Genomic DNA, 15,664 nt, shown 5'->3' on the forward strand with positions numbered 1-15,664 from the left:
GCGCCGGTACGCGACGCCCGCGGCGCGGTGATCGCCGCGATCTCGGTGTCGGGTCCGATTGACCGCATCGGCCGTCGCCCGGGCGCCCGCTGGGCGGCCGATCTGCTGGCGGCTGCCGACGCCATTACTCGCCGACTGTGAAGCACGCCTTGATCGCCCGCCCAGCGGGCCTGCAATAGCGACCTGACACACTGTCGCCATGGGAAACAACCAGCGCGCGAGCATCGTCATGTCCGAGGACGAGATCGCCGATTTTGTTGTCAACAGCCGCACCGGGACGCTGGCTACCGTTGGCCCCGACGGCCAGCCACACCTGGTTGCGATGTGGTACGCCGTGGTTGACGGCGAGATCTGGCTGGAAACCAAAGCCAAGTCGCAGAAGGCGGTCAACCTCAAACGTGACCCGCGGGTGAGCTTCCTGATCGAAGACGGCGACACCTATGACACCTTGCGCGGGGTGTCCTTCGAAGGCGTTGCAGAGATTCTCGACGATCCCGACGTCTCGCACCGGGTCGGAGTCAGTGTGTGGGAGCGCTACACCGGTCCCTACAGCGACGACATGAAGCCGTTCGTCGAGCAGATGATGAACAAGCGGGTCTGCGTGCGCATCGTGGCCCATCGCTCGCGTTCCTGGGATCACCGCAAGCTGGGTTTGCCGGCGATGCCGGTGGGTGGATCGACGGCACCGGCCGTCCTGCGGACCGGCCAGTAATTGCGTTTGTAGCCCCGATGGGATTCGAACCCACGCTACCGCCGTGAGAGGGCGGCGTCCTAGGCCGCTAGACGACGGGGCCGGAACCGATCCGAGGAGCCAGCATAGCTCACCGGCATACGCCCACATAATTGCTTGGGGCGGACACACTTTGCTGGGGTACCAGGACTCGAACCTAGAATGGCTGAACCAGAATCAGCTGTGTTGCCAATTACACCATACCCCATTGGCTGCCTAAAACTGCTGGTCAAAGGCCTCCCGCAGACGATGTGAGAGTGCTGCGGCCGCTGCTGCCAGCCGTTGTGGGCCGACGTGCAGACTACCAAACAATCCGGCGGCTTCTCACGCCTCTGTACTCTGGCCCGGCTCCTCCTCCGGCCGCGACGCGGCCGGCATTGTCGCCGCGCGCCCGACGCGGTCGCGGGCGTCGTGCAGCCGCTGCAGGCTGCGCTCGCGTCCGAGCAGCTCCATGGATTCGAACAGCGGCGGGCTCACGGAGGATCCGGTGATGGCCACTCGGATCGGGCCGAAAGCCTTGCGCGGTTTGAGCGCGAGCGCCTCGACCAACGCGGCTTTGAGGGCGGCCTCGACGCCGGCCACCGTCCAGTCGGTCAGCTCGTCCAGCGCGGCGATCGCGGCGTCGAGCACCGGTCCGGCGTCGATCCCCAATTCCTTCGCGGCGGCCTTGGGGTCGAGCGTGTATTCGTCGTCGTTGAAGAACTTCAGCAGGTCCCACGCGTCACCGAGCACGACGATGCGGGTTTGCACGAGCTCGGCGGCCACCGCGAACTGCGCGTCGTCCAGTCCGGTGTGATGACCGTGGGTCGCAAAGTAGCCGCGCAGCCTGCCGGTGAAATCGTCGAGGGCAAGAAGCCGGATGTGCTCGGCATTGATCGCGTCGGCTTTTTTCTGGTCGAACCGCGCCGGGTTGGCGTTGACGTCAACGACATCGAACGCGGCCACCATCTCGTCGAGGCTGAACACGTCGCGGTCGGCGGCGATCGCCCAGCCCAGCAGCGCAAGGTAATTCAGCAGCCCCTCGGGAATGAAGCCGCGGTCTCGGTGGGCGAATAGATTCGACTGCGGGTCACGCTTCGAGAGTTTTCTAGTGCCTTCGCCCAACACCGTTGGCAGGTGGGCGAATTCCGGAACCCGATCCGCTATCCCGATCCGACTCAGCGCGTGGTACAGCGCGATCTGCCGCGGAGTCGACGGCAACAGGTCCTCGCCGCGCAACACATGCGTGATCTTCATCAGTGCGTCGTCGACCGGATTGACCAAGGTGTACAACGGATCCCCGGTTGCGCGGGTCAACGCGAAATCGGGCACGACGCCCGCCGCGAAAGTGGTCTCTCCGCGGACCAAATCGTCCCAGCCCAGATCTTCGTCAGGCATTCGCAACCGCACCACCGGTTTACGGCCCTCGGCCAGATATGCGGCTCGCTGCTGCTGCGTCAGATCACGGTCGAAGTTGTCGTAGCCCAGCTTTGGACTGCGGCCGGCCGCCAGGTGGCGGCCCTCGACTTCCTGCGGCGTCGAGAAGGCCTCGTACGCCTCGCCCGAGGCGAGCAGCTGGGCCACCACGTCGCGATAGATCTCGCTGCGCTGCGACTGCCGGTACGGGCCGTAGGTGCCGCCCACCTCGGGGCCCTCGTCCCAATTCAAACCGAGCCAGCGCAGCGCGTCCAGCAGCGCCAGATAGCTTTCCTCACTGTCACGTTCGGGGTCGGTGTCCTCGACGCGGAACACGAAGGTGCCGCCGGTGTGCCGCGCGTAGGCCCAGTTGAACAGTGCGGTGCGGATCAGGCCGACATGCGGAACACCGGTTGGCGACGGGCAGAACCGGACCCGCACGCCGACTGCTTCACTCACGATTTACCTTTGCGGACAACGGGATTGGTCAACGTTCCGATTCCCGCAATGGTGACGCTGACGGTGTCACCATCTTCGATAGGCCCCACACCCGCTGGCGTGCCGGTGAGAATGAGATCGCCCGGCAGCAGAGTCATCACCGCCGAAATCCATTCCACGATCGCACCGACGTCGTGGATCATCAACGCGGTACGGCTATCTTGTTTGACTTCGCCGTTGACTTCGGTGCGCAATTCGAGGTCGGCTGGGTCGACATCGGTGACGATCCACGGCCCGACCGGGCAGAACGTGTCGTGGCCCTTCGCGCGTGTCCACTGGCCATCAGCCTTTTGTTGGTCGCGGGCAGACACGTCATTGGCAATCGTGTAGCCCAGGATGCTCTCGGCGGCGCGCGCGGCCGAGATGTCCTTGCACGGCCGACTGATGACGGCCGCCAGCTCGCCCTCAAAATGCACCGGGGATGCATCGGCCGGCAATCGGATCGGCACATTCGGCCCGATGATCGCGGTGTTGGGCTTGAGGAAGATCACCGGGTCGGCGGGCGCCGGGCCCGTTTGGCCGCCCATCTCGGCGATGTGATCGGCGTAGTTCTTGCCGATGCAGACCACCTTGCTCGCGAGCACCGGGGCCAGCAGTCGCACATCAGCCAGCGGCCAGGAGCGGCCGGTGAAAGTCGGGGTGCCGAAAGGGTGCTCGGCGATCTCACGGGCAGTCATCCCGGTGGGCTCGTTCGGCTCGCCTTCGATGCTGACGAACGCGACGCCGTCCGGACTGGCAATTCGGCCAAGGCGCATTTGCCTGAGCCTAGTGACAGTCGCAAGCGCGGCGACGCCGGGCTGGTCGTCGCTTTAGCCCCAGCATTCACATGGCTGTGCGAGCATGGATCGATGCCGACGGACCCGACCGGCACGGTCAGACTCAGTACGGGCCGACGCTGGTCGATCGTCATTGTTTCGCTGGTGGTGACGGCGAGCGCGTTCGTCTTCATCAACGGCGTTGCTTTTCTCATCCCCGCCCTGGAGGACGATCTGGGCACGCCGCTGGCCGAGGCGGGCTTGCTGTCGTCGATGCCGAGCTTCGGCATGGTGGCGACGCTGATTCTGTGGGGCTATCTGCTCGACAGGGTGGGCGAACGCATCGTGCTGACGGTCGGCTCAGCGTTGACCGCGGTAGCCGCCTACTTCGCGACGACGGTCCACACGATGGTGTCGTTCGCCGCGCTGCTGTTCGTCGGCGGCATGGCGGCCGCCAGCTGCAACTCGGCCGGCGGTCGTCTGGTCTCCGGGTGGTTCCCGCCCGAGCAACGCGGTTTCGCAATGGGTGTTCGCCAGACCGCGCAGCCGCTCGGAATCGCGTTGGGCGCGCTGGTCATTCCGGAGCTTGCGGAGCGCAGCCGGTCGGCGACGGGGGCCATGATATTTCCGGCCGTGCTGTGTGCGGCATCGGCGGTGGCCAGCGCCGTGGCCATCGTCGACCCGCCTCGCAAGGAATGGGACGAGGCCAGCGAACAGGAGCGGGCCAATCCGTATCGCGGATCGTGGGTGCTGCGCCGGATTCACGCGGTCGCCGCACTGTTGATGGTGCCGCAGACGGTGACCGTGACATTCATGCTGATCTGGCTGATCGCGAGTTACCGGTGGTCGATTGCCTCGGCGGGAGCGGTGGTCACGCTGTCACAGCTGCTCGGGGCCGTGGGCCGCGTTATGGTCGGCCGGTGGTCGGACCGGGTCGGCTCCCGGTTGCGTCCGGTGCGCACCATTGCCGTGACGGGCGTCCTGGTTCTGGCCGGTTTGGCGGTGGCCGATCATCTGCGGTCATCGGTCGCCGTGCCGCTGATGGTCGCGGCGTCGGTGGTCTCGGTGCTCGACAACGGGCTGGAGTCCACCGCGGTCACCGAATATGCCGGGCCGTTCTGGAGCGGGCGGGCACTCGGCCTGCAGAACACCTATCAGCGGGTGATGGCGGCCGGCGCGCCCCCGGTGTTCGGTGAGCTGATCGCCGCCCACGGATATCCGCCGGCATTTCTGGCTTGCGGCCTTTTCCCACTGCTGGCGGTGCCGATCGTGCCGACCAAGGTACTTCCGCCCGGCCTGGAAACTAGAGCGCGGACGCTATCCTTTCGCCGACTTCGACGGTGGATAAATTTCCGTTCGGGCGAGTGGCCAGATGGGACGCCACGGCCTGGTCCACTCGCGCGGCGGCAGCGTCTTCGCCGACGTGGGAAAGCAGCAGCGCCACCGACATGATCGCGGCGGTCGGATCGGCGATCCCCTGACCGGCGATGTCCGGTGCGCTGCCGTGCACCGGCTCGAACATCGACGGGTTGGTCCGGGTCGCGTCGATATTGCCACTGGCGGCCAGCCCGATGCCGCCGCATACCGCGGCGGCTAAATCCGTGATGATGTCGCCGAATAGGTTGTCGGTGACGATCACATCGAACCGGCTCGGGTCGGTGACCAGGTGGATGGTCGCGGCGTCGACGTGCTGATAGGCCGCCTCGACGTCCGGATACTTCTGGCCGATTTCCTGCACGGTCCGCGACCACAGTGATCCGGCGAACGTGAGCACATTCGTCTTGTGCACCAGGGTCAGATGCTTGCGACGTTGCCTCGCACGCTCGAAAGCATCTGCCACGACGCGGCGGACACCGAAAGCGGTGTTGATGCTGACCTCGGTGGCCACCTCATGGGCGGTGCCGGTCCTGATCGCACCGCCGGTGCCGGTGTACGGGCCTTCCGTCCCCTCGCGGACCACCACGAAATCGATGTCCGGGTCACCGGCCAGCGGGCTGCGCACGCCCGGATACAGCCGCGCCGGACGCAGGTTGATGTGGTGGTCCAGCTCGAAGCGCAGCCGCAGCAGCAGACCTCGCTCGAGCACGCCGCTGGGCACCGATGGATCCCCGATAGCGCCAAGCAGAATCGCGTCGTGTGCCCGCAGTTCGGCAACCGCCGTCTCGGGCAGCACTTCCCCCGTCGCGTGGAATCGCCGCGCCCCCAGGTCATAATCGGTCTTCTCGACGCCGGGCAGCACCGCGTCGAGAACCTTGACCGCTTCGGTTATGACCTCCGGGCCGATACCGTCGCCGGCGATCACCGCCAACTTCATGCGCGCCGCTCCGCTTGGCCTTCTCGGATCGCACTGCCCTGTCTATCGTCGCCGGCGCGCTTCACGAGAAGTCAACCACTTCGAACTTGTAGGCTTCGACGGCCGCGCCGATCGTCTCCCGCACATCGGCGGGCACTTCGCGGTCCACGCGCAACACGATCGTCGCGCCCGGACCCTCGGCGTCTTCGGACAGCTGGGCGGCGTGGATGTTGACCCCGGCGTCACCGAGCAGGGTGCCGATCTTGCCCAGGACTCCCGGCCGGTCGACATAGTGGATCACCACGTTGGTGCCTTGGGCGCGCAGGTCGAAGTTGCGGCCGTTGATCTGCACGATCTTTTCCACCTGCCGCGGTCCGGACAACGTGCCGGCAACATTGACGACCGAACCATCGGAGGCCACGGCTCGGACGTCGACAACGCTGCGGTGGTTGGGGCTTTCGGTGGCCGTGCTGAGATGGGCTGCCACGCCGCGTTCTTCGGCTATTGCCGGGGCGTTGACGAACGTCACCTGATCCTCGACAACCGCGGAGAACAGTCCGCGTAAAGCCGAAAGCCGAAGCACCTCAACATCTTCGGAGGCAAGCTCGCCGCGCACCTGCACCGATAGTGACACCGGCGGCTCGTCGGAGAGCGCGCCCACCAGCACACCGAGCTTGCGCACCAAGTCCAGCCAGGGTGCCACCTCCTCGCTGACCACCCCGGCGCCGACGTTGACCGCGTCGGGAACGAACTCCCCGGCCAGCGCCAGCTTCACGCTGGCGGCCACGTCGGTGCCGGCCCGGTCCTGAGCCTCCTCGGTCGACGCTCCCAGATGCGGTGTCACCACCACCTGCGGCAGGTCGAACAGCGGGCTGTCGGTGCACGGCTCTTTAGAGAACACGTCGATACCGGCGGCGCGAACGTGTCCGCTGGACACGGCATCGAACAGCGCGGCCTCGTCGACCAGCCCACCGCGTGCGGCATTGACGATGACCACCCCGGGCTTGGTTTTAGCCAGCGCGTCCTTGTCGATCAGACCCGCTGTCTCAGGCGTTTTGGGCAGATGCACCGAGATGAAATCGGCATGGGCCAGCAACTCGTCGAGCGGAAGCAGTTCGATGCCCAATTGGGCGGCGCGGGCCGCCGACACGTACGGGTCGTAGGCCACGATGCGAGTTTCGAAGGCGGCCAACCGCTGCGCCACCAACTGCCCGATGCGGCCGAGCCCGACCACCCCGACGGTCTTGCCGAAGATCTCGGTGCCCGAGAACGACGACCGCTTCCAGGTGTGCTCGCGCAGCGAGGCGTCGGCCGCGGGAATCTGGCGGGCGGCGGACAGCAGCAGCGCCAGGGCGTGCTCGGCGGCGCTGTGGATGTTGGACGTCGGGGCGTTGACGACCAACACACCCCGTTCGGTGGCGGTGTCGACGTCGACGTTGTCCAGTCCGACCCCCGCGCGGGCGACGATCTTCAGCTTGGGCGCCGCGTCGAACACCTCGGCGTCGACGGTCGTGGCCGAGCGCACCAGCAGGGCGTCGGCCTCAGGCACCGCGGCCAGTAGTTTCTCCCGGTCTGGGCCATCGACCCAGCGGACCTCGATTTGGTCGCCCAGCGCGGCGACGGTCGACTCGGCAAGTTTGTCAGCGATCAGAACGACAGGCAGGCTCACGCGGCCAGCCTATGCGGCGATCGAAAGCGCGGCGAAGCCGGGCGCAGCCATGCCTAGGATGACCCCGTGACCAAACTGGCGATCATCTACTACTCGGCCACCGGCCATGGAACGACGATGGCAAAACGTGTCGCTGCGGCGGCGGAGTCGGCCGGCGCCGAACTCCGTCTGCGACACGTCGCCGAAACCCACGACCCGGAATCGTTCGCGCACAACCCGGCCTGGACCGCGAACTACCAAGCCACCAAGGATTTGCCCGCGGCCACCGGCGACGACATCGTGTGGGCCGACGCGGTGATCTTCGGCTCACCGACTCGATTCGGCTCGCCCGCAGCGCAATTGCGCACCTTCATCGACTCGCTCGGCGGGCTGTGGGCCGAAGGCAAGCTGGCCGACAAGGTGTACGCCGCATTCACGTCGTCCAACACCCTGCACGGCGGTCAGGAAACCACCCTGCTTGCGCTGTACATCACGCTGATCCATTGGGGCGGCATCATCGTGCCGCCGGGATACACCGACCCGTGCAAGTTCGTCGACGGCAACCCGTATGGGGTGAGCCTGGTCGCGACCCACGACAACATCGACGAGTTCGACGAGGCCACCGACAACGCCCTGGACCACCTGGCCCGCCGAGTGGTGTCGGTCGCGGAACGGCTCGGCTCGTAAGCCGCCGAGCGCAAAGAGCGCCCGCTAAGCCGTTTCGGTGATCGGGCGGTCCACCCAGCTCATCAGATCACGCAGCTTCTTGCCGACGATCTCGATGGGATGTTCGGCGTTCTCCTTGCGCAATTGCTCGAGCTGCTTGTTGCCGCCCTCGACGTTGGCGACCAGCTTCTTGACGAAGCTGCCGTCCTGGATGTCGCGCAGGATGCCACGCATCCGCTCCTTGGTGTCGGCGTCGATGACGCGCGGACCCGACAGGTATCCGCCGAACTCGGCGGTGTCGGACACCGAGTAGTTCATCCGGGCAATGCCACCCTCGTACATCAGGTCGACGATGAGCTTCAGCTCATGCAGCACCTCGAAGTACGCCATCTCCGGCGGATAGCCCGCCTCGACCATCACGTCGAAGCCGGTCTTCACCAATTCCTCGGTGCCGCCGCATAATACGGCCTGCTCGCCGAACAGATCGGTTTCGGTCTCGTCCTTGAACGTCGTCTTGATGACGCCGGCGCGGGTGCCGCCGATGCCTTTGGCGTAGGACAGCGCCAGCGCCTCGCCGTGACCGGTCGGGTCTTGGTCGACGGCGATCAGGCACGGCACGCCCTTGCCGTCGACAAACTGGCGACGAACCAAGTGCCCCGGGCCCTTCGGTGCGACCATCGCCACCGTGACGTCGCCAGGGGGCTTGATCAGGTCGAAGTGGATATTGAGACCGTGGCCGAAAAACAGTGCGTCGCCGGACTTCAGGTTCGGCTCGATGTCGTTTTTGAAGATGTCGGCCTGGGCGGTGTCGGGCGCCAGCAGCATGATCACGTCGGCCCACTTGGCCACCTCGGCTGGGGTGTCGACCTTCAGGCCCTGCTCCTCGACCTTGGCCCGCGACTTCGAGCCCTCCTTCAGCCCGACGCGCACCTGGACCCCGGAATCGCGCAGGCTCAGCGAGTGCGCGTGTCCCTGACTGCCGTACCCGATGACGCCGACCTTGCGGCCCTGGACGATCGACAGATCCGCGTCGTCGTCGTAGAACATCTCCAATGCCTCTGCTGCCACGTGAATATCTCCTTTATTTCTGGGCTCATGAATTCGAATGATTATTTGGCCGTGCCGATGCCGCGTGGCCCGCGGGACAGCGATACCACTCCGGACTGGACAATCTCGCGCACACCGAACGGCTCCAGCACCCGCAGGAACGCCTCCAACTTGCCGCGGTCACCGGTTGCCTCGATGGTCAACGACTCCGGCGACACGTCGATCACCTTGGCGCGGAACAAGTTAACCGCCTCAATGACTTGACTTCGGGTGCCCGCGTCGGCCCGCACCTTGATCAGCGCCAACTCGCGGGCCACCGACTTGTCATCATCCTGCTCGATGATCTTGATGACGTTGATGAGCTTGTTGAGTTGCTTGGTGATCTGCTCGAGCGGTGTCTCCTCGGCGGAGACGACGATCGTCATCCGCGACATGTCTTTCTGTTCGGTGGCCCCCACAGCGAGCGATTCGATGTTGAACCCGCGCCGGGAGAACAGCGCAGCCACGCGGGCGAGCACACCGGGCTTGTCTTCGACCAGCACCGATAAGGTGTGCGTCTTGGTTGATCCGGTCATCAGGCGTGTCCCTCGTTGCCTTCGTCGTCGAAGAGCGGACGAATGCCGCGGGCGGCCTGGATCTCGTCGTTGCTGGTTCCGGCGGCAACCATCGGCCACACCTGCGCGTCGGCGCCGACGATGAAGTCGATCACCACCGGCCGATCGTTGATCGCCCGTGCCTGGTTGATCACGTCGACGACGTCTTCTGCACGCTCGCAACGTAATCCGACACAGCCCAGCGCCTCGGCCAACTTGACGAAGTCCGGGATGCGGTGCGAGTGGGTCGCCAGGTCGGTCTGCGAATACCGCTCCTGATAAAACAGCGACTGCCATTGCCGCACCATCCCCAGGTTGCCGTTGTTGATCAACGCCACCTTGATCGGCGCGCCCTCGATCGCGCAGGTGGCCAGTTCCTGGTTGGTCATCTGGAAGCAGCCATCGCCGTCGATCGCCCACACTTCTGCATCCGGGCGAGCGATCTTGGCGCCCATGGCCGCCGGGATCGCGAAACCCATGGTGCCCAGCCCGCCGGAATTCAGCCAGGTGCGCGGGTTTTCGTATTTGATGAACTGCGCGGCCCACATCTGGTGTTGCCCGACACCTGCGACGTACACCGCGTCCGGGCCGGCAATCTCACCCAGCTTTTCGATGACAAGTTCGGGGCTCAGGCTGCCATCGCTTTGCGGTCCGTAGCTCAACGGGTAGGTGTCCCGCACCTCGTCGAGGTATTCCCACCAGGCGGCGATGTCTGAGATTCCGGCGGTGCCCGTACCCCTGTCGTGACGCAGCGCCTCGATCAGATCGATGATGACGGCTTTGACGTCACCAACGATCGGCACGTCGGCGTTTCGGTTCTTGCCGATCTCGGCGGGGTCGATGTCGGCGTGGATGACCTTGGCCTCGGGAGCGAACGAGTCGAGCTTTCCGGTCACCCGATCGTCGAAACGGGTGCCCAGCGCGATCAACAGGTCGCTGCGCTGCAGCCCGGCCACCGCCGCCACCGTGCCGTGCATGCCTGGCATGCCCAGGTGCTGGCGGTGACTGTCCGGGAACGCGCCTCGCGCCATCAGCGTGGTCACCACCGGAATGCCGGTCAGCTCGGCCAATTCGCGCAGCTCCTCGGTGGCCTCGCCCCGGATGACGCCACCCCCGACGTACAGCACGGGTTTGTGTGCGCCGGCGATCAGTTTGGCGGCCTCGTGGATCTGTCGGTTGTGCGGTTTGGTGTTCGGCTTGTAACCGGGCAGGTCCATGTGCGGTGGCCAGCTGAACGTGCACTGGCCCTGCAGCACGTCCTTGGGGATATCGACGAGCACCGCGCCGGGCCGTCCGGTGGCTGCGATGTGGAAGGCCTCGGCCAGCACCCGGGGGATCTCGTCGCCGCTGCGGACCAGGAAGTTGTGTTTGGTGATCGGCATGGTGATGCCGGAGATGTCAGCCTCCTGGAAGGCGTCGGTCCCGATTAACGCACGCCCGACCTGCCCGGTGATCGCGACCACCGGGATGGAGTCCATCTGTGCGTCGGCCAACGGAGTCACGAGGTTGGTGGCACCGGGACCGGAGGTGGCCATGCAGACGCCGACTCTTCCGGTGGCGTGTGCGTAGCCGCTGGCAGCGTGGCCGGCGCCCTGCTCGTGGCGAACCAGCACGTGGCGGAGCTTTTGCGAGTCGAACAGGGGGTCATAGACCGGTAGTACGGCACCGCCGGGGATACCGAACATGACGTCGACATCCAGCTCCTCCAACGAACGGATCACCGACTGTGCGCCGGTGAGTTGCTGCGGCGCAACGTGTTTAGGTTGCGGTGCTGGCGTCTTCGATTTGGCCAGCGTGCCGTTGAGGGGCTGCGACGGCTGCGGCTGTCGCGTGGTGGGAGCGCTCACTGGTTCCTCTTCAGGTCTTTATGGTTGATGCCGGATCGGTGACAACAAAAAACCCCCGCCAGCTCAGCGGCTGCACGAGGGTTGCGCGTTGGTGCTCGAAAGCTATCCCGGCGTGGGCTAGTCAGCAACCAACGCGCCGACCAATTACTACGAGCATTTCACGGCTGTCCATAACGCACGACGGTAGCCTCCGCACAGGTCAGACGTCAAATCCGTCCGGCGAGGGCACGAGCCGGGCGGTAAGTCATGGTTGCCGGCGCGAGTGCATCGCCCGGCGACGATGCGGGCTGCGCGCAGCCCGAGGAGAAGCCGGGCAGCTGGCGGGGGTGCCATGATGCACAGGTGGTTACCGGTTCATCGGACACGGCCGCTACGCCGCCGGTGGTGGTCAACATCTCACCAATAGCCCACTTCGCGGTGGGTTTCTTTGCTCTCGGGTTGCTTATCCCGGTCTTCACCTGGCCGGCAACGGCGCCGCTGCTGGTCATCCCGGTGGTCTTGTCGGCGTTGATCATTCGGCTTCGCACGCAGGCCGATCGAGACGGCGTGACCGTGCGCACGCTGCTTGGCAGTCAAACGGTGCGTTGGGAAGACATCGATGGGCTGCGGTTCCACAGAGGCTCCTGGGCGCGCGCCCAGCTCAAAAACGGTGGCGAGCTGCGGTTGCCCGCGGTTACGTTTGCAACCCTGCCGCTGCTGACCGAGGCCAGCGGCGGCCGGGTGCCCAATCCGTACAGCTGATGCGGCTCAGGGCTCAGCTCACCGGGTTGGCGCCGTTGAGCAGCACCCAAAGGGCAATTCCGGCACCGATGCCCACTACCAGCGCCGCAAACGATCCGATAAACGGCCGCCGCGCCCAGCCGCGACCTGCGTCGAAGCCATAACGCCCTGGCCCGACCAGGATGACCGCGGCGGCCATGACGATCAGGGTGATCTCGTATTCGTGGCCGTTCGGCAGGAAAAACGGAAAAGACCTCGGATTGTGCTGGGCTGACATCCCGGCGAGCAGGCTGTTGACCAGGTAGGCCAGCGCGCCCGCAGCGGCCAGCGGGGTGAATAGCCCCAGCACCAGCAGCATCCCGGCGGCGATCTCGCCGCCGGCGGCGCAGTAGGTCAGGATGTCGGCGTGCTGGTAGCCGATATCGGATAGCGAGTTTTTGAACCCGTTCAGTCCCTCGCCGCCCCACCAGCCGAACAGTTTCTGAAGTCCATGCGCGACGAGCACCGCGCCCAGCCCGACCCGCAGGATCAGCAGACCGAGGTGCTGCGTGCCGCGACGACTGGCGGCGCGTACCCGCTCGTCGTCCTCGTGGTGCTCGTGCTCGTCAATCGCCTCGGAGCCGAACGCTGAGTGCCGGCCGCTGGGCTGGGGCTGGTAGGGCAACGGCTCCTGCCCGCCGATCAGCCCGAATCCCGTGCTGGACGAGCGGACATTGCGTGAGTTGCCGGAGTCGCTGGAGTCATAGTGGGGGATGGTGGTCGTCTCGAAATCGCCTGCATATGTGGCCGACGGCAGGTCGTCCTCCGGGTCAACCAGGCTTGCGGAGGCCGGCCGCACGGGAGTTAGCGCCGCGGAATCGTCCGGCCGCTGCCAATGTGTGTCATTCGATTGACTGGTCACTCGTGTCAGGGTAAGGGCAATTCGGCCCGAATTGGGGATTTGAGCGGCGCTTTCGCTGTGCCGATCAGCGTGTCGCCGGACCCGGTTCCTAGTTTGCGGGCAAATCCGGAACACGCGCGCCACCCCGTCGCGGGCACCAGAGCCGGGATATCCGTAATCTGGCTGCTATGCAGTCGAGGTGGTCGGGGTGGCGCGGGCGGGCCGCGCTGTGCTCAACGCTGCTGCTTCTAGCCAGTTCCGTGGCCGGTTGCGCGCAGTTCAACAATGCTGCGTCGCAGCCGTTCACCACCGAGCCCGACCGCCATCCCCCGGCAAGTTCGACGCCTCCCCCGCCGCCTCCGTTACCTGACAAGCCATTTCCCAAACAGTGCCCGGCGCCAGGGGTCATGCAGGGCTGCCTGGAAGCCACCAGCGGCCTGCTCATGCAGCCCGACAGCAAGTCGGCACTGGTCGCCGAGCTGAAGACCGGCGCAGTCAAAGAAGTCTCCGTCAGCGCCGAGCCGAAGGTGAAGACGGTCATCCCGGTCGACCCGGCCGGTGACGGCGGGCTGATGGACATCGTGCTGTCACCGACGTACTCACAGGACCGGTTGATGTACGCCTACATCAGCACGCCCACCGACAACCGGGTGATCCGCGTCGCGGATGGCGATGTCCCGAAGGACATCCTGACCGGGATTCCGAAGGGCGCGATCGGGAACATGGGCGCGATGCTGTTCACCAGCCCCACCACGCTGGTCGTGCTCACCGGCGATGCGGGCAACCCCGCGATGGCCGCAGATCCCGCGTCGTTGGCCGGCAAAGTCATCCGCCTCGAGCAGCCAACGACGCTGCACCCGGCGCCGCCGACCACGGCGTTGAGCGGTATCGGCTCGGGCGGCGGCCTGTGCACCGACCCGGTCGACGGCTCGCTCTACGTCCTCGACCGCGCTCCCACGGCCGACCGGTTGCAGCGCATCACCAAGGACTCCAAGGTGTCCACGGTGTGGACATGGCCGGATCGGCCCGGTGTGGCCGGCTGCGCGGCGTTGGACGGCACGGTGCTGGTCAACCTGATCAACACCAAGCAGACGGTGGCCGTCCACCTTGCGCAGGGCACCGGCGCGGTCACCGGCCAGCCCGACGTCGTGCGTAAGGACACTCACGGCCACGCCTGGGCGCTGCGGATGTCGCCGGACGGAAACGTGTGGGGGGCAACGGTCAACAAGACCGACGGCGACGCCATGAAGCTCGACGACGTGGTGTTCCCGCTCTTCCCGCAGGGCGGCGGTTTCCCGCGGGCCAACGAGGACAAGACCTAAAGCGCGCCGGCGTGAGGCCGAACAGGCCCCCGTCGCCTTACTAGTGCGCAATTGTCCAATCGCCCGAGAAGGCTTGAACTGCGCGGTACGTTCCCGGTATTCGCTGGTCGGGAGGTCGCCGTGGCAAAAGTTGGTGAACACGCAGTAGTTCTTGGGGCAAGCATGGGCGGTCTGCTGGCCGCCAGAGTGCTTTCCGATTTCTACCGAACCGTCACGGTGGTCGAGCGCGATCAGATGCCCACTAGCACCGCTCAACGACGCGGGGTGCCTCAGGGCCGGCATGTGCACGCTCTTTGGCCGCGCGGGTCACAGATCCTCGACGAATTGTTTCCGGAGCTTCTGACCGAGCTCGTCACCGACGGTGGCAAGCTTTACGACGACGGGGATTCGTCCAAGTTCTATATGTCGTTTGGCGGACATCAATTCGTTCGATCCGGACTCTTCCCGCACTATCAGCGGCTGGCAACGTCGTATCAGAGCCGGCCGTTTCTGGAGGACCACGTTCGCCGACGGGTACGTGCCATCCCCAACGTAAATGTGATGGACGAACACGATGTGGTCGAGTTGACGTGCAACGAAGACATGAGCCGCGTCACGGGCGTCAGCATTAGCTCCCGGGAACATGACGAGAAGCATGCGCTCACTGCGGATCTCGTCGTGGATGCTACGGGCCGCGGTTCTCGAATGCCGACGTTCTTGGAATCCCTGGGATATGGCCGCCCTGCCGAGGACGAAGTCGTCATGCGACTCGCCTACACCAGTCAGCTGCTGCGGATACCGCCGGGCATGTATAACGAATTACTTGTGTTGACTGGGCCAGTCCCCGGACGCCCGACCGCAATGGCGTTATTCACCTACGAAGACAACACCTGGTTGCTCACCGCAGTGGGATTGGCCGGACTCGAGCCACCGGCCGACTGGGCGGGCATGCTTCGCTTTATCGCAGATCTCACACCACCTGAGGTTCTGTCTGCGCTGGCACCTACTGGCTAAAGAACGCTTTAATAAGCACCTCGCAAGACACCGAAACTCGACCCGCCCCTCGGCTTACACTTCCGCAATGTTCTCGGAGACGCGCTACGCCCTCAACGGGGACTTGTGCATGGCGCGACGAACAGCGGCCGGACGGCACGGTAACTCGTTTGAGATACCCCCCGAGGCTCAGCGAAAGCCCCGGGTCTCGGGCTCACTTCCTGAAGCTCATCGCTGCACCAGGTAGTCGCCGAACTTTTGAATAAAGGCTTGTGACGCCGTAGCTTGTGGGCAGGCG

The 15,664-nt window shown here is 65.4% G+C and carries 14 protein-coding genes, 2 tRNA genes and 1 pseudogene; 7 read left to right on the forward strand and 10 right to left on the reverse strand.

Going from position 1 to position 15,664, the window contains the following annotated elements; translation table 11 throughout:
• Both VKI00_RS31245 and VKI00_RS31250 read left to right on the forward strand, forming a co-directional pair.
• The coding region (locus VKI00_RS31245; protein WP_324446906.1) for an IclR family transcriptional regulator domain-containing protein at nt 1-141 on the forward strand (141 nt) is incomplete at its 5' end.
• Nucleotides 142-199: 58 nt separating this feature from the next.
• The gene (locus VKI00_RS31250) at nt 200-712 is read left to right on the forward strand and encodes a PPOX class F420-dependent oxidoreductase (protein WP_324446886.1); all 513 of its coding nucleotides are present in this window, start codon (nt 200-202) and stop codon (nt 710-712) included.
• A gap of 9 nt (nt 713-721) precedes the next feature.
• Here VKI00_RS31250 and VKI00_RS31255 read toward each other — a convergent pair.
• From VKI00_RS31255 to VKI00_RS31270, 4 genes are all read right to left on the reverse strand, one after another.
• Nucleotides 722-794 (reverse strand) — tRNA-Glu (locus VKI00_RS31255).
• A gap of 72 nt (nt 795-866) precedes the next feature.
• Nucleotides 867-938 (reverse strand) — tRNA-Gln (locus tag VKI00_RS31260).
• Between the two features lie 116 nt (nt 939-1,054).
• A complete protein-coding gene (gene gltX / locus VKI00_RS31265) occupies nt 1,055-2,584 on the reverse strand; it encodes a glutamate--tRNA ligase (protein ID WP_324446888.1) in 1,530 nt (509 codons plus the stop codon).
• On the reverse strand, nt 2,581-3,378 hold the full coding sequence (locus VKI00_RS31270; protein ID WP_324446890.1) for a fumarylacetoacetate hydrolase family protein: 798 nt from the start codon (nt 3,376-3,378) through the stop codon (nt 2,581-2,583). The genes gltX and VKI00_RS31270 overlap by 4 nt, the downstream gene beginning before the upstream one ends.
• Before the next feature lie 93 nt (nt 3,379-3,471).
• Here VKI00_RS31270 and VKI00_RS31275 point away from each other — a divergent pair.
• A pseudogene (locus VKI00_RS31275) lies at nt 3,472-4,548 on the forward strand (MFS transporter); the annotation flags it as partial.
• Between the two features lie 133 nt (nt 4,549-4,681).
• On the opposite strand, the gene VKI00_RS31280 reads toward VKI00_RS31275, so the two are convergent.
• Both VKI00_RS31280 and serA read right to left on the reverse strand, forming a co-directional pair.
• Nucleotides 4,682-5,692 (reverse strand): 3-isopropylmalate dehydrogenase, encoded by a 1,011-nt coding sequence (locus tag VKI00_RS31280; protein ID WP_324446892.1) that lies wholly within the window; start codon nt 5,690-5,692, stop codon nt 4,682-4,684.
• Between the two features lie 61 nt (nt 5,693-5,753).
• The gene (gene serA / locus VKI00_RS31285; RefSeq protein ID WP_324446894.1) at nt 5,754-7,340 is read right to left on the reverse strand and encodes a phosphoglycerate dehydrogenase; all 1,587 of its coding nucleotides are present in this window, start codon (nt 7,338-7,340) and stop codon (nt 5,754-5,756) included.
• Between the two features lie 66 nt (nt 7,341-7,406).
• Here serA and wrbA point away from each other — a divergent pair, with 66 nt between their 5' ends.
• Nucleotides 7,407-8,006 carry an NAD(P)H:quinone oxidoreductase gene (gene wrbA / locus VKI00_RS31290; protein WP_324446896.1) on the forward strand — a complete coding sequence of 200 codons (600 nt, stop codon included), beginning with the start codon at nt 7,407-7,409 and terminating at the stop codon, nt 8,004-8,006.
• Between the two features lie 24 nt (nt 8,007-8,030).
• On the opposite strand, the gene ilvC is transcribed toward wrbA, so the two are convergent.
• The 3 genes from ilvC to VKI00_RS31305 form a co-directional block, all read right to left on the reverse strand.
• A complete protein-coding gene (gene ilvC / locus VKI00_RS31295) occupies nt 8,031-9,032 on the reverse strand; it encodes a ketol-acid reductoisomerase (RefSeq protein WP_324446908.1) in 1,002 nt (333 codons plus the stop codon).
• A 62-nt stretch (nt 9,033-9,094) separates the two neighbouring features.
• On the reverse strand, nt 9,095-9,607 hold the full coding sequence (gene ilvN / locus VKI00_RS31300; protein WP_324446898.1) for an acetolactate synthase small subunit: 513 nt from the start codon (nt 9,605-9,607) through the stop codon (nt 9,095-9,097).
• The gene (locus VKI00_RS31305) at nt 9,607-11,472 is read right to left on the reverse strand and encodes an acetolactate synthase large subunit (protein ID WP_414687346.1); all 1,866 of its coding nucleotides are present in this window, start codon (nt 11,470-11,472) and stop codon (nt 9,607-9,609) included. Before VKI00_RS31305 ends, ilvN begins: the two co-directional genes overlap by 1 nt.
• 381 nt (nt 11,473-11,853) lie before the next feature.
• Between VKI00_RS31305 and VKI00_RS31310 the strand changes: the two genes are divergently transcribed.
• On the forward strand, nt 11,854-12,213 hold the full coding sequence (locus tag VKI00_RS31310) for a PH domain-containing protein (protein WP_324446912.1): 360 nt from the start codon (nt 11,854-11,856) through the stop codon (nt 12,211-12,213).
• Nucleotides 12,214-12,226: 13 nt separating this feature from the next.
• On the opposite strand, the gene VKI00_RS31315 is transcribed toward VKI00_RS31310, so the two are convergent.
• Nucleotides 12,227-13,093 carry a DoxX family protein gene (locus VKI00_RS31315; protein WP_324446900.1) on the reverse strand — a complete coding sequence of 289 codons (867 nt, stop codon included), beginning with the start codon at nt 13,091-13,093 and terminating at the stop codon, nt 12,227-12,229.
• A 167-nt stretch (nt 13,094-13,260) separates the two neighbouring features.
• Between VKI00_RS31315 and VKI00_RS31320 the strand changes: the two genes are divergently transcribed.
• Complete coding sequence (locus VKI00_RS31320; RefSeq protein ID WP_324446902.1) at nt 13,261-14,394, forward strand: PQQ-dependent sugar dehydrogenase; 1,134 nt, start codon at nt 13,261-13,263, stop codon at nt 14,392-14,394.
• Between the two features lie 120 nt (nt 14,395-14,514).
• Nucleotides 14,515-15,387: an FAD-dependent oxidoreductase gene (locus VKI00_RS31325; RefSeq protein WP_324446904.1), complete on the forward strand. Its 873-nt coding sequence runs from the start codon at nt 14,515-14,517 to the stop codon at nt 15,385-15,387.
• The last annotated feature ends 277 nt before the right edge of the window (nt 15,388-15,664 follow it).

It is taken from the genome of Mycobacterium sp. (genome assembly GCF_035314665.1).
Taxonomy (GTDB): domain Bacteria; phylum Actinomycetota; class Actinomycetes; order Mycobacteriales; family Mycobacteriaceae; genus Mycobacterium.

What these genes read in the sequence shown, in the direction of transcription:
- VKI00_RS31250 (WP_324446886.1), top strand. Translation starts at nt 200, where the DNA reads ATGGGAAACAACCAGCGCGCGAGCATCGTCATGTCCGAGGACGAGATC.
- VKI00_RS31270 (WP_324446890.1), bottom strand. Translation starts at nt 3,378, where the DNA reads ATGCGCCTTGGCCGAATTGCCAGTCCGGACGGCGTCGCGTTCGTCAGC.
- VKI00_RS31280 (WP_324446892.1), bottom strand. Translation starts at nt 5,692, where the DNA reads ATGAAGTTGGCGGTGATCGCCGGCGACGGTATCGGCCCGGAGGTCATA.
- ilvC (WP_324446908.1), bottom strand. Translation starts at nt 9,032, where the DNA reads ATGTTCTACGACGACGACGCGGATCTGTCGATCGTCCAGGGCCGCAAG.
- ilvN (WP_324446898.1), bottom strand. Translation starts at nt 9,607, where the DNA reads ATGACCGGATCAACCAAGACGCACACCTTATCGGTGCTGGTCGAAGAC.
- VKI00_RS31320 (WP_324446902.1), top strand. Translation starts at nt 13,261, where the DNA reads ATGCAGTCGAGGTGGTCGGGGTGGCGCGGGCGGGCCGCGCTGTGCTCA.